The following is a 13,667-nucleotide window of genomic DNA, read 5'->3' as shown; positions in this document are numbered from 1 at the left end:
ATAATATTAGTCTTACAAATATATCTCAAACGTCTTGTTTTATAAAACAAACTTATTAACAACGTCTAGGTATATTTCTTCTTTCTAAAATAATTAAAAGCAAATCCGAAAACCCCTAGTAATAGCAGTGGTAACGCGATATTTATAAACTGCCACTTGCTTTTTTCATCTTCAACTTTTTGGGTGTCTAAAAAAGCAATTTGTATTTCTTTGCTTCTAATGTTTATAAGTCCATCGTCATTTAGGAGATAATTTACTGCATTTAGCAAAAATTCTTTGTTACCAAAACTACGACCTGTCCAACGGTCAAAACCTAGTTCTTGTGGTTTACTTTTTACTACATCATTTTTTATAACATCACCATCAGCAATAATAATCATTTTTGTAGGTGTGCTTTTATCTTTTATATCCGATTGATTAAAGGGCTTAATTCGGTTGTTATAAACCGAAGTAAATTCACCTTCTAACAATAGTGCTAAATTTTGTGGTCCTTTAGTAAATGTTGAAGGATCTGGCTCTTGCGTTACAATATCTAGGCTTATTTCTTTTGGTACACCATCTAGTTTTGTAAGGCTTGATGTTTGTAATAGAATAGTTTTCTTAACCGAATTTTTCAAGGTATCTATCTGACTTGCAAAATCAAACTTAACTAAGTTAAGGTTACTGGTAATTGAATGGTCTGGATTGCCTGCTGCTAATGGCGAATAAGGCCATTGTAGAGGTTGAAATTGAGCATCGCTACCTTCACCAATAGCTAGTGTTATTGGAGCAGAGTAGAGGTCGTTTACTATAACAGGATTTACTCGAACGCCATACTTAAAGAAAAAGTCATTCATATTTAAATCACGCATAATAGCTACCGCTTTGCCTGAATCGTTATACAAACTGTCTTTATCCATCACAATAGATTCTGTAAGCCATAAACTCTTTCCTCCATTCATGGTATATTGATCTAATACTTGTTTTTCTTCTTCGCTAAAAGCAAGTGTTGGTTTTGCAACAATAATTAAATCGTACTCTTTTATGTTTTTTAAGGTTCCTAGCGGATTACTAGCAACACTATCTAAAGTAAAAGGCGCTAAAAAGTAATGTTCTTTTATAGTCTTTAAAAAGTCTGCTATATAAATATCACTTAATTCGCCATTACCTTTTAAAATGGCAATTTTTTTCTCTTTTTGTGATACTAATTTTTTAAATCCATCGGCAAAAGCATACTCTAAATTTTGAATAGAATTAGTTACTAATTCTTGCTGATTAGAGCCTATTTTATTTTTAATAAGAGGAATTAGTACTGTTTGGTCATTATAACTTGCTAAAGCCCAAGGAAAAATTAGCTCTTGCGACGATTTTCCACTTTCATTAACACTTAATTGCAATGGTTGCATGCCTCGCTGCACTAACTGCTGAATGTTACTATCGCGAGTAGCCTCATCTTCTAAAGGGTTTATAAAATTGAAGGTTATATTGCTATTATAAAGCGCAAACTCTTCTAATAACTGCTGTGTTTCGTTTCGTAATCGTCTAAACTCTGAAGGGAATTCTCCTTCTAAAAACACATCAACAATAACAGGCGAATCTACGCCATTAACAGTATTTAAAGCCGATTGCGATAGTGTATAACGTTTGTCTTTAGTTAAGTCGAAACGCTTATACAGCTTACCGCTTACCACATTAACTACAATAATGACAAGCAGTACAATAGCAATTTTTACAATATTTGATTTATTTTTTCTCATCAAATACAATAAGTTCATCAAAATAAAGAATATCTACTACATGGTTGTCTTTAAATATAAAAGTCATATTAACTTTTTTGTCATTAAAAGCTCCAGGTAAAATACCTACACCATAATTCCATTTGTCTTCATCATAAGTATTTTGCTTATAATCCCAACCTAACCATTCATATTTTCCTAAAAGGTTGGTAACCTCTTCTTTAGATTTACCAGTAAACTCTTTAGAATCAATCATGTTATTCATCATCTCATAACGAAGCCCTGGTTTTTCTGCCCAAGCTACTTTATCAAAATATTTTTCATGATGATAATTGCTTATTATATTAAGCATAGGATAAAATAAATAGAAATATACTACAGGAGTTAATACTATACTTACAAGCAACGTAAGCCATTTGCGTTTATCTATAGTGCTAACAAAAAGATAGACGAGTATAAAAACTATAATTACAAATAATACTAATAAAGGCGTGATTATCATTGTTTTGAATTTTGAATGTTAAGTTTTGTGAGTATAATAAAAAGGATAGTAATACTAATAAAGTAAATAATGTCTCTGGTATCTAAAACTCCGCGACTCATACTTTTAAAATGTGATTCCATGCCTAGTTTTTCAATATAAAAAGTGTCACCAAAAAGATTGTAGTTAGATAAGCCTTCAAATCCAAAATAGAAGAAAAAGCAAATAAAAACTGCAATTATAAAGGCTACAATTTGATTGTCTGATAATGTTGAAGAAAATATACCAATTGCTGTATATGCAGCAACAAGAAACAGCAATCCAAAATACGAACCTAAAGTACTTCCTATATCAAGGTTGCCTTCTGGGTTACCAAGTTTATTAACAGTAAACACGTATAATAAAGTTGGAATTAGAGCAATAATAATAAGTATAAAAGCGCCAAAATATTTACCAAGTACAATCTGTAAATTTGAAATAGGCTTTGTGAGTAATAACTCTAATGTGCCTTGTTTTTTTTCATCAGAAAAGCTACGCATAGTAACTGCTGGAATTAAAAAAATGAGTATCCAAGGTGCTAATAAAAAGAAAGCTGATAAATCGGCAAATCCATTATCTAAAATATTAAATTCACCTTTAAATAACCATAAAAACAGTCCATTGAGTAGCAAAAACACAGCAATGACCAAATAGCCAATTGGCGACGCAAAAAAACTATTAATCTCTTTTTTTAGTATGGCTAACATGTGCTTTTATTAAAAGTTATAAGGTTTATTATTAATTATTCCAGCGAAACTAATTTATCAACACTCCAAGCTTCAGGTTTGTCATTAAAAAGGGGTTTGGTTTTTGCCCAAACGCTTTTAAACAAATCAGATTGTCTGTAGTTTTCTAAATATTCTTCAGAATCCCAGTAGCTATAAGTAAAAAATACGTTGGTGTGGTGTTTATCTCTATATAACTCTAAAAACTCACAACCTTCAAATTCTCTAATCAATCGCTTTTTGGCTTCAAAATTAGCTAGAAATTCGTCTACTTTCAACGGATTAAAACTCATTTTTACAATTCTTACAAACATACTTAATCTTTTATGAAGTTTACGGTTACAGTATCACGCATTTGCAAGCCCATTAAAGTCGATGCACTACCAACAGTGGCATTATCACTTTTATAAATCGCAATTTCCAGATAGTCAGATGAGTTAAACAGTACAAGACCTTTTCCTTCATCATGGCGTTTGTCTTCTGGCATGTCAAAATTAACAATCTCACTGTATTTATTATATATCTCTTTAAATTTATAGCTTCTTGCCGAAATCTCATAAGGACGCCCTTTTTGTATGGTTTCAAAAAACTTTCGTTTAATGTTGGTAACCACATTTCCGTAGTTGTCAATATAAATAACACTTCCAATAATTTGTGTTTGCTCGTCATTAACAAACGGACTCATATTTTTTATAGGCTTAATGGTATCAATTTTTTTACCAACCACCTCTAAAGTTCCGCCACGTGCTATATGGCAAGCCACTTTTACAAACACATCTAAAACAGGAAAATTAGTTTCTATTTTGTCATGTATATTTATTTCAACAATCTTTTCAGCAGCAATCTCAGCACAAATCATGCTCATAATACCATTATTTGCACATATAAAATAATGATCGTCTAACTTTACAGCAATGTGCTTGTTTTCTTGATTAAGCTCAGAGTCTATACCAATTAAATGAATACTCCCTTTAGGGAAACTGTTATAAACATTCTGAATAATATAAGCAGCCTCAGGCACATTAAAAGGAGAAATAGAATGAGAGATATCAACAATTTTAACATTTTCCAGCTCGCTATATATAGCGCCTTTAACAGCGCCTACAAAGTGATCTTTTTCGCCAAAATCAGTCGTTAATGTGATAATTGCCATGTATAAATTGTTTCTGTTTTTTAACGCTACTTTGTTATAAAATAGTGTGTAATTGTAATGTTGAAAACTAATTGATTTTTAAATGACAGAGGCAATCTCTTTATAAATATTTTCAATTATTTTTGTTACTATAGGTTGAAAAATCTATGTCATTTTGTTACAACACAAAACTAATAAAACAAAACAGATAAATTATTAAATCCCATAGCTTTTGAATGAACTTATAATCGAATTAGAAGAAATTGCTCCTAAGGATTTTTTTGGAGCTCAAAATGCAAACATCGAACTCCTTAAAAAATACTTTCCTAAATTAAAAATAGTTGCCAGAGGGAATAAAATAAAAGTCTATGGTGATGAAGATTTACTAGAAGAATTTGATCGTCGTATGACTATGCTTATGACACATTTTACGAAGTATAATAAAATCGACGAAAATGTTATTGAGCGCGTATTAACAAGTCAGAGTAGCGACGATTTCACAACGTCTGATAAAAGTGGAGAAGTCATTGTACATGGTGTAGGCGGCAAGTTAATAAAAGCGCAAACAGTAAACCAACGTCGTTTGGTTGAGAGTATGCGCCAAAACGATATGGTATTTGCCATAGGTCCAGCAGGTACAGGAAAAACCTATACAGGTGTTGCCTTAGCAGTACAAGCCCTTAAAAATAAAGAGGTAAAACGTATTATATTAACGCGTCCAGCGGTTGAGGCAGGAGAGAATTTAGGATTCCTTCCAGGCGATTTAAAAGAAAAACTAGACCCTTACATGCAGCCGTTATACGATGCGTTACGCGATATGATTCCTGCAGAAAAGCTGGCAATGTTTATCGAAAACGGAACCATTCAAATAGCGCCTTTGGCATTTATGCGTGGTCGTACGCTAGACAATGCTTTTGTGATTTTAGACGAAGGTCAAAACACAACGCACAACCAAATGAAAATGTTTTTAACGCGTATGGGTAAAAACGCCAAGTTCTTACTTACAGGCGATCCAGGTCAAATCGATTTACCGCGTCGCACCATTTCAGGACTTAAAGAAGCGCTTCTTATTCTTAAAAATGTAGAAGGCGTAGGCATGATTTTCCTAGACGATAAAGACGTTATTCGTCATAAACTAGTTAAAAAAGTCATCGAAGCTTACAGAAGTATCGAAAACAGAGAATAATAATATGTAGGAGCTGAAACCTACTTTCGGCAGTCGCTCTCTTTGAGGAGCTCCAACAAAGCCTCAATTAGGGCTAAAAAAATAAGTAATGAGTAAAACAATAATAGATACCAATTTCAATTTTCCAAACCAAAAAAGTGTTTATAAAGGGAAAGTAAGAGAAGTATATAATATAGATAATAACCTTTTGGTAATGATTGCTACAGATAGGCTTTCGGCTTTCGATGTTGTAATGCCAAAAGGAATTCCATACAAAGGGCAAATATTAAACCAAATAGCTACCAAATTCATGTCTCAAACTGAAGATTTGGTACCTAATTGGCTTATAGCAACACCAGACCCAAATGTGGCTGTTGGTCATTTATGCAAACCTTTTAAAGTAGAAATGGTAATACGTGGTTACATGTCTGGTCATGCAGCACGTGAGTATAAAACTGGTAAACGTTTGCTTTGTGGTGTGCCACTACCAGAAGGCATGAAAGAAAACGATAAATTCCCAGAGCCTATTATTACACCAGCAACTAAAGCCGAAATGGGAGACCATGACGAAGATATTTCTCGCAAAGATATTCTTAAGCGTGGCATTGTTAGCGAAGCCGATTATTTGGTTTTAGAAGATTACACACGCAAACTGTTTCAACGCGGAACAGAAATAGCAGCCTCTCGTGGTTTAATTTTAGTCGATACCAAATACGAATTCGGTAAAACTAAAGATGGTAAAATTGTCCTTATCGATGAGATTCACACACCAGACTCTTCACGATACTTTTATGCTGACGGTTATCAAGAACGTCAAGATAAAAACGAACCGCAAAAACAACTATCAAAAGAGTTTGTACGTCAGTGGCTAATTGCAAATAACTTTCAAGGTTTGCAAGGGCAAACTGTTCCTGTAATGTCTGATGAATATATCGATACAGTAAGCGAACGTTATATAGAGTTGTATGAAAATATAATGGGAGAACAATTTGTAAAAGCCGATGTTACTAATATTCAGGAACGCATAAAAACGAATGTAGAAACTTATCTAGCTAAAGCTAATTTTTAACGTCTTCTACCTCATTTTCTTCATCGTCATCTTCACCTTCACCAGAAACATCATCGTATTCTGTACTGTGTTTATTGGGCTTTATAACTAGGTGTAATAATCTACGAAGGTTGTTATATATAAAGGCATTGGTTTTACCTATATGGAATACAATTAGGCAAACTACAATCATAAATGCTATAGCTCCAAAAACAGCTTCCCAAGGCTCGAGTGATTTGTACCAAAAATGTTTTAGTCCTATTCCTGTAAAACTTCCGTAAATAATTATAAAATGAACCACATATATGTTTAAGGTCTTTTCACCAATTTTTGTGACTATCGACTGTTTCATATAGCGTTCAAGTAAATAGAAAACACCAAAATATAAAAACACATTCCCTAAGCGCAAAAACAAATAGTTATAATTTGCTGCATCTTCAAATAGCTGAATATTAGTTAAATAATACAGTAGATGTAAAATATCGGTTGAAAAGAATAACAAGACTAAACCTACTCCAAAAAATATAGAAACGGTTCGTACTTTAAAATATTCATTTTGCGATTTTCTAAAAAATATAGTGGCTAAATAACCACCAAAGGCAACATAACCAAACCAAGGTATAATATTAAAAATAGAACCATTGGCTTTCGATATATAGTTAGAAAAAAACAACGGAATACTATCTACTCTTAAGGTTCGGTATAAAGGCTCGGTTAAAAAGATAACGCAACCAATAGTCAACAATACCACAGATAGTATTTTACTGTTTCTCCTACATAGCAAATACAGTCCTATTAATATCAATAATGACAGTCCGATACACTGCAGTACATCAATAACCAAAAAGTAAGTGTCAAACTTTCCTTGTAACCATGATAAAAACGGAATCCTCAAAGCATAACCAATGACTAACAGCATCAGTCCACGCGAAACGCCCTTTTTTATACGAACGCTATCATCGCCTTTCTCATTGGCTTTTAGCATCAAATACAATACAACTAATCCAGAAATAGTAAAAAATGTAGGCGCAGTAATACCTCTAAAATACGACCATATAGTGTATGCAATATAGGAGTCATCACGATACAATGGATTTAATAAAGTATCGACAAAATGCCCTTGTAGCATCATCAAAATAGCAAATGCCCTAACAGCATCTAAAAAATATAATCTTGTAGACTTAGATTTCAATTGTAGTCGTTGTAAATGTAAATATAATGTTAAATATTAAAATTAATAACTTTTATAATCAATAGTTATTTCGTAATACAACACGTTTTTTTATATCTAAAAACAATATCTTTAGTTGCTATTATTAAATTAGTTTATGGAAACATTAGAACTTATCGCTCAAAAATATTCTGACTATGCTTGGGGATTACCATTATTAATTTTACTTATTGGAGGCGGAATATATCTACTTATTTTATCAAGATTCCTTCCGTTCCGATTTATTGGTCATGCTGTTAATGTATTGCGTGGTAAGTATGATAATCCAGACGATCCTGGTGAGATTTCCCACTTTCAAGCCTTATCAACGGCATTAGCTTCTACTATTGGTATGGGAAACATTGCTGGCGTTGCTGTGGCTATAAATATTGGAGGTCCTGGTGCCATGTTTTGGATGTGGATAAGCGCTATTATTGGTATGTCAACAAAATTCTTCACCTGCACACTTGCTGTGATGTATAGAGGTAAAGATAGTGTTGGTAATATACAAGGCGGACCAATGTATTTTATAATGGAAGGTTTAGGCAAATCATGGAAACCACTCGCTGTGTTTTTTAGCGTCTGTGCATTAATTGGTGCATTACCTGTGTTTAATGTCAACCAGTTAAAACAAGCTATTAACGATATTTTACTGGTACCAAATGGAATCGAAGTGAGCTTTATGTCTAACCTTTGCATTGGCTTGGTTTTGGTGGCAATAACAGCTGTAGTCATATTAGGAGGCTTAAACCGAATTAGTAAAACAGCAGAAAAACTGGTGCCAAGTATGGTTATCATCTATTTTGTTGCAGTGGTTTTTATTTTGTTTGCCTATCGTAGTGAAGTCCCAAAATATCTAATGCTTATGATTACTGATGCCTTTGATGCTAACTACTTTAAAAAAGAGGAGTTTTTAGGTGGTGTTTTAGGCGGATTAATATTATTGGGTATTCGTCGTGGTGCTTTTTCTAACGAAGCTGGTATTGGTACTGCACCAATGGCTCATGGTGCATCTAAAACCTCTGAGCCTGTTCGCGAAGGCTTGGTGGCTATGCTTGGCCCAGCAATCGATACCTTGTTTGTATGTACACTAACGGCGTTAGCTATTTTAGTGACTGGCGTTTGGCAAAGTAGCGATGCTAATGGTGTGAGTTTAACAGCCATGGCGTTTAACGATGCTATTCCTGGTATTGGTAAATATGTGTTACTGCTCTGTATTGCTACCTTTAGTATTTCGTCATTATTCACCTATTCGTATTATGGTACTAAGTGTATGTCTTTCTTATTCGGCGACCATAACAAACATTATTACAATTATTTTTATATCGCTAGCATACTCTTAGGAGCAACAACTTCATTAAGTTTAATGCTTAATCTTATTGATGGTACCTTTGCACTTATGGCAATTCCAACCATGACAGCCACCTTAATCTTAGCACCAAAAGTAGTTAAAGAGGCTAAAGCCTATTTTATAAGAATGAAGAATCACTAGTTGAATCATATTAGTTATAGTACTAATAATTTTAGTACTTTAGAGTAGTCAAAATTTTCAAAAAAACAGCATGCAAAGATTTCAAATAAACTCATACCACGAATATGAAAAAGCCTATAAAGACAGCGTAGAAAATCCTGAAGCTTTTTGGGATGAAATCGCATCATCATTTCTTTGGAAAAAAAAATGGACTAAAACGCTGGAATGGGATTTCACCAAACCTGAAGTTAAATGGTTTGTAAACGGAAAACTCAATATTACAGAAAACTGTTTAGACAGGCATTTAGAAGAACGTGCCAATCAAACAGCACTCATTTTCGAGCCTAATAGTCCTAATGAAGCAGCACAGTATTTTACCTATAAAGCACTACATAGCAAAGTATGTCAGTTTGCCAATGTGTTAAAAGCCAATGGCATTAAAAAAGGCGATCGTGTGTGTATTTATATGCCTATGGTTCCAGAGTTAACCATTGCAGTGTTAGCGTGTGCGAGAATAGGAGCAGTGCATTCAGTGGTATTTGGTGGCTTTTCTTCATCAGCATTAGCTGCACGAATCAATGATGCGCAATGTAAAATGTTACTTACTGCTGATGGCGGATTTAGAGGCGATAAAATTACCCCTTTAAAAGCTATTGCAGACGAGGCTTTACAATCTTGCCCTTCTATTGAGAAAACTATTGTTTTAAAACGTGTACTATCTGATGTGGCTTTAAAAACAAATCAGGTATGGTGGCATGACGAAATCAAAAAAGTAGATGATAACTGTCCTGCTGTTGAGATAGATGCTGAAGATATGCTCTTCATTTTATATACCTCTGGCTCAACAGGAAAACCTAAAGGAATGGTACATACTTGCGGTGGTTATATGGTATATACAGCCTATACCTTCAGAAATGTGTTTCAATACCGATGCGATAGAACACAACGTTATGGACGTGAAGATACTAGAGCGAGTATGCCAGATGTGTATTGGTGCACTGCAGATATTGGTTGGATTACTGGCCATAGCTATATAGTGTACGGACCATTAGCTAATGGCGCTACAACGGTTATGTTCGAAGGTATTCCTAGTTATCCAGATTACGGACGCTTTTGGGAAATTTGTGAAAAGCACAGAGTCAACCAATTTTATACAGCACCAACTGCTATTAGAGCCTTGGCAAAAAACACAGTCAATCTGGCTGATAATTACAATTTAAAACATATAAAAACCTTAGGAACCGTAGGTGAGCCCATCAACCTCGAAGCGTGGAACTGGTATAACGATTATGTTGGTAAAGGCAAATGCCCAATTGTCGATACCTGGTGGCAAACCGAAACAGGAGGCATCATGATTTCCTCATTAGCAGGTGTAACTAATGATAAACCTACCTATGCTACCTTACCATTACCAGGAGTACAACCTGTGTTGTTAGATGAAAAAGGTAACGAAATTCAAGGCAATCCTGCTGAGGGTATTTTAGCCATTAAATTCCCATGGCCTGGATTGGCACGTACTATTTATGGTGACCACCAGCGTTATAAAAATGTGTATTTCTCAGCTTATAAAGGCAAGTATTTTCCAGGTGATGGTGCTTTGCGCGACAAATCTGGTAACTACCGTATTACAGGTCGTGTTGACGATGTTATTATTGTATCTGGTCATAATTTGGGTACCGCACCAATTGAAGATATTATAGACGAGCATCCACTAGTGGCAGAAAGTGCTATTGTAGGCTTTCCTCACGATATAAAAGGCAATGCCTTGTATGGTTATGTCACCTTAAAAGATTCTGATAACAGCTATAATCACGATGCTTTACGTAAAGAAATCAACCAGCTTATTTCCGATAGTATCGGACCTATTGCCAAGCTCGAAAAAATACAGTTTACCGACGGACTCCCAAAAACGCGCTCTGGTAAAATTATGCGTCGCATACTCCGTAAAATAGCCGAAAAAGACACCAGTAACCTTGGCGATACTAGCACACTCCTAAACCCAGAATGTGTGCAAGATATTATGGATAATGCCTTGTAATGTCACTCCGAGGCACCATACTATAGTCACTTCGAGTGATGCTGAAGAATGAAGCATTGTATCGAGAAGTATAACACATTGCTCATCTATCGTCATTTCGAGTGATTTGCGAATAATGAGCAAATAGTATCGAGAAGCTTTATCTCTTTAACCTGTTCTCGATACACTTCGCCTAAAGTCGAAGCACTCGAACTGACGTCAATGTTTTATTTCTCACAATGAGGTAACAACTCCACAATCTACTTGACATTCCGACCACGTCGGAAAAGAATGACGATTTGCAGACGTAACGAGCGGTAAAGTAAACTTAGCAATCAAAATCAAGGATTGGAGCATAGTTATAAAAGAGAGTAGAAGTATTAAACAACTAACGCGAGAGGTACGCAGTAACGTCCTCAAATCGAAGATTCAGCGTAGCTAAATCGTATTGATGTTTTGGTTCATTTTGCATCAAGGTAAAATGAACAGTAAAAAAATCCATTTGACAATCCCATAACGCCTAAACTTTTTTTGCCTTGGTTTATCCTAAGCACGTCGAAGGGTTTTGCATCAAGGTAAAATGAACAGTAAGAATCATCACAAAAAATTAACTTCAACCCACAACACATACAAAACACCACAGATAAAACCTTGTAAATGTTTAACTTATAAAGAACACCTGTTAACAAGTCCTTCACCTTATCGATAAACGGATAGTTATTTTTATTACTTTTAATCCATACAAAGACTAACAATTCTCATTAGTAAGGATTCGTATAACTGTTGTTGACACCAACTATTTGCATACCATCAAGCTGCTATTTATAGTGGTTATTAAGGTATGTTGTAGTGGTATTTGATTTCTGTAACCAAAACAACAACATAATGAAAATTCTACTTACTTTTATTTTTACCGCTTTAATATCAGTTTCTATTTTCGCTCAAGAAGAGACTAAAGCAGATTATAAGCTTTTAGACAATATTGCTGTCAGCCAATCTATTTACAGTGTATATGCAAAGTCTGAAGACCAAAAATTCACACTTAAACTCTGTAAAAAAGACACTTGTACAGTTACTCAAGAATATACAAAAGCCATTACGTCAGAGTTACTAACGAGTGATGTTTTAACAAACATTAAAACGTATTTAGACGATACCTTAGATATGGCCACAATTACCGACGACCAAAGAACGGCTATTGGTAAACTTATAGAAAAACTTAAGGCTAGCGATTTATCAGCTCTAAAAGCAAGTAAAACAGAGCTCGAAAATATCCTTTATACTGTTGATAATGAAAAAGACCAGTATTCGGCAAAAGTGATACTCAATAAGCACATTCCGTATTATATTAAATACAAAGATACTCCACCTAGCAAAGCAGAATCTGTTTTAATGACACTAAATAATACTTCTAACGATAGTATTTTGGCCAATGTTTCTAAAGATTCTTTAGTGAATATATTAAAACAAGTAGGTATTAAAAATAATACCTCAGATCCAACCAAGAAAGAAGTAAAAGGTACTGGGACCTTAGAAATTTTAGATGCTAAAATCCAGTTCTTTAATAACAAAGCCTCATCAATTTATATCAAAGCTATACTTACAGTTAATGGTGTTTCTGAAAAACTCATCTTCGAAAACAACAGTTTTAGTGTTGCATTACGCTATTTTAATAAATATGGTAGTACAGTGTCTGTTCAAAACAAAAACAGAGATGATATTATCATCGATTACAACGATGTGTTTGATTATGAGTCCGACCAGTTTTTTAATTATTCTATAGCCAATAGTCAGGTGTCACTATCATCAAAAACACCTGAAGAGCAATCGGTACAAGTAATACAACGCCGCTTTTTCGATTTTTTCACAGGCATTGTCTATACAGATGTTATGGGTTTTAATACAGAGAATAGTAATTCCATATTAAATACTCAGGCAAAATTATTGTTACCACTTAACTTACGCAACTGGAAAAAGCTAACCCTAACACGTCAATTTGTAACCACAGCAAACATTGCACTAAACAATAGCTTTGAAGACGAATCGCGTTTTATAGCCATTTCAGATGACGAAACTTTTAGTAATTTCGATTTACTTCGTAAAAATAACCTCTACGGAAAAATACAATTAGATGTCTTAACCTACGAGTCTAAAGGCTGGTTTCTAAACACCTCTTTAGGCTATAGCGCAGGGTTTTATCGTACAGGATTCCGTTATACACAAACCCTAGATACCGAAACAGATATTGTAACAAGCCGACAATTATTATCTGTTGGTCACGGACCATATTTAAATTTCGAGATACGACCACAAACCAATTTCGGAGCCGATATTTTTATCAGTCTTGAAGACTTAAACTATAACGATACCAAATCTATAAACAACCGAAGCTTTAAAAACGATATTATTGTCGATGGTGGTAAAAACAACTTTGGCGTAAAATACAATCTGGTAAATGTTGAGGCTAACTTTTACTGGCTTACAAGCCCAGAAAAGTCTAAAGGTGGTATATACGCAAAAATAGGAAGCTATTACCATACCGAAAACCATAGCATATACCCACAAATTATGGTAGGTTATGCAACCAACTTAACCTCCTTTGTTAATCGGTTTAAGCCTAAAGCAGCAGATAATGTAACAAAGCCTGAATAAGCATTAATACAA

11 protein-coding genes are annotated in these 13,667 nt (G+C 34.3%); 5 read left to right on the top strand and 6 right to left on the bottom strand.

The window, feature by feature from the left end; genetic code table 11:
- Positions 1-65: 65 nt before the first annotated feature.
- Genes gldG through IEW41_RS00465 form a run of 5 tightly spaced genes read right to left on the bottom strand, consistent with a single transcriptional unit; the run spans position 66 to position 4,113 of the window.
- Positions 66-1,736 (bottom strand): gliding motility-associated ABC transporter substrate-binding protein GldG, encoded by a 1,671-nt coding sequence (gene gldG, locus IEW41_RS00485; RefSeq protein WP_188604378.1) that lies wholly within the window; start codon positions 1,734-1,736, stop codon positions 66-68.
- Positions 1,723-2,217, bottom strand: a complete 495-nt coding sequence (locus IEW41_RS00480) for a hypothetical protein (protein WP_188604377.1) — start codon at positions 2,215-2,217, stop codon at positions 1,723-1,725. The genes gldG and IEW41_RS00480 overlap by 14 nt, the downstream gene beginning before the upstream one ends.
- Positions 2,214-2,942 (bottom strand): gliding motility-associated ABC transporter permease subunit GldF, encoded by a 729-nt coding sequence (gldF, locus tag IEW41_RS00475; RefSeq protein ID WP_188604376.1) that lies wholly within the window; start codon positions 2,940-2,942, stop codon positions 2,214-2,216. Before gldF ends, IEW41_RS00480 begins: the two co-directional genes overlap by 4 nt.
- Before the next feature lie 35 nt (positions 2,943-2,977).
- On the bottom strand, positions 2,978-3,274 hold the full coding sequence (locus IEW41_RS00470) for a putative quinol monooxygenase (protein ID WP_188604375.1): 297 nt from the start codon (positions 3,272-3,274) through the stop codon (positions 2,978-2,980).
- A 2-nt stretch (positions 3,275-3,276) separates the two neighbouring features.
- A complete protein-coding gene (locus IEW41_RS00465) occupies positions 3,277-4,113 on the bottom strand; it encodes an SAM hydrolase/SAM-dependent halogenase family protein (RefSeq protein WP_188604374.1) in 837 nt (278 codons plus the stop codon).
- Positions 4,114-4,324: 211 nt separating this feature from the next.
- On the opposite strand from IEW41_RS00465, the gene IEW41_RS00460 reads away from it, so the two are divergent.
- On the top strand, positions 4,325-5,278 hold the full coding sequence (locus tag IEW41_RS00460) for a PhoH family protein (protein WP_188604373.1): 954 nt from the start codon (positions 4,325-4,327) through the stop codon (positions 5,276-5,278).
- An 88-nt stretch (positions 5,279-5,366) separates the two neighbouring features.
- Entirely contained in the window at positions 5,367-6,326 is a 960-nt protein-coding gene (locus IEW41_RS00455) for a phosphoribosylaminoimidazolesuccinocarboxamide synthase (protein ID WP_188604372.1), read from the top strand.
- Here the strand turns inward: IEW41_RS00455 and IEW41_RS00450 are convergent.
- Positions 6,316-7,497, bottom strand: coding sequence for a heparan-alpha-glucosaminide N-acetyltransferase domain-containing protein (locus IEW41_RS00450; RefSeq protein ID WP_229660134.1), 1,182 nt, complete (start codon positions 7,495-7,497; stop codon positions 6,316-6,318). The two genes, IEW41_RS00455 and IEW41_RS00450, sit on opposite strands and share 11 nt — an antisense overlap.
- A gap of 136 nt (positions 7,498-7,633) precedes the next feature.
- Here IEW41_RS00450 and IEW41_RS00445 point away from each other — a divergent pair, with 136 nt between their 5' ends.
- The 3 genes from IEW41_RS00445 to IEW41_RS00435 all read left to right on the top strand — a co-directional run bounded on the left by IEW41_RS00445 (position 7,634) and on the right by IEW41_RS00435 (position 13,655).
- Positions 7,634-9,007, top strand: coding sequence for an alanine/glycine:cation symporter family protein (locus tag IEW41_RS00445; protein ID WP_188604371.1), 1,374 nt, complete (start codon positions 7,634-7,636; stop codon positions 9,005-9,007).
- Positions 9,008-9,077: 70 nt separating this feature from the next.
- Complete coding sequence (gene acs, locus IEW41_RS00440; protein WP_188604370.1) at positions 9,078-11,024, top strand: acetate--CoA ligase; 1,947 nt, start codon at positions 9,078-9,080, stop codon at positions 11,022-11,024.
- A gap of 864 nt (positions 11,025-11,888) precedes the next feature.
- Positions 11,889-13,655: a hypothetical protein gene (locus tag IEW41_RS00435; RefSeq protein WP_188604369.1), complete on the top strand. Its 1,767-nt coding sequence runs from the start codon at positions 11,889-11,891 to the stop codon at positions 13,653-13,655.
- Positions 13,656-13,667: the final 12 nt, after the last annotated feature.

The sequence above is a fragment of the Aquaticitalea lipolytica genome, assembly GCF_014641635.1.
Classification (GTDB): Bacteria; Bacteroidota; Bacteroidia; order Flavobacteriales; family Flavobacteriaceae; genus Aquaticitalea; species Aquaticitalea lipolytica.
This window is presented reverse-complemented; position numbering and strand designations above follow the sequence as displayed.

Excerpts from the sequence above, each read along its gene's own strand:
- IEW41_RS00480 (WP_188604377.1), bottom strand. The coding sequence starts at position 2,217 with ATGATAATCACGCCTTTATTAGTATTATTTGTAATTATAGTTTTTATA.
- gldG (WP_188604378.1), bottom strand. The coding sequence starts at position 1,736 with ATGAGAAAAAATAAATCAAATATTGTAAAAATTGCTATTGTACTGCTT.
- gldF (WP_188604376.1), bottom strand. The coding sequence starts at position 2,942 with ATGTTAGCCATACTAAAAAAAGAGATTAATAGTTTTTTTGCGTCGCCA.
- IEW41_RS00435 (WP_188604369.1), top strand. The coding sequence starts at position 11,889 with ATGAAAATTCTACTTACTTTTATTTTTACCGCTTTAATATCAGTTTCT.
- acs (WP_188604370.1), top strand. The coding sequence starts at position 9,078 with ATGCAAAGATTTCAAATAAACTCATACCACGAATATGAAAAAGCCTAT.
- IEW41_RS00445 (WP_188604371.1), top strand. The coding sequence starts at position 7,634 with ATGGAAACATTAGAACTTATCGCTCAAAAATATTCTGACTATGCTTGG.
- IEW41_RS00470 (WP_188604375.1), bottom strand. The coding sequence starts at position 3,274 with ATGTTTGTAAGAATTGTAAAAATGAGTTTTAATCCGTTGAAAGTAGAC.
- IEW41_RS00465 (WP_188604374.1), bottom strand. The coding sequence starts at position 4,113 with ATGGCAATTATCACATTAACGACTGATTTTGGCGAAAAAGATCACTTT.
- IEW41_RS00455 (WP_188604372.1), top strand. The coding sequence starts at position 5,367 with ATGAGTAAAACAATAATAGATACCAATTTCAATTTTCCAAACCAAAAA.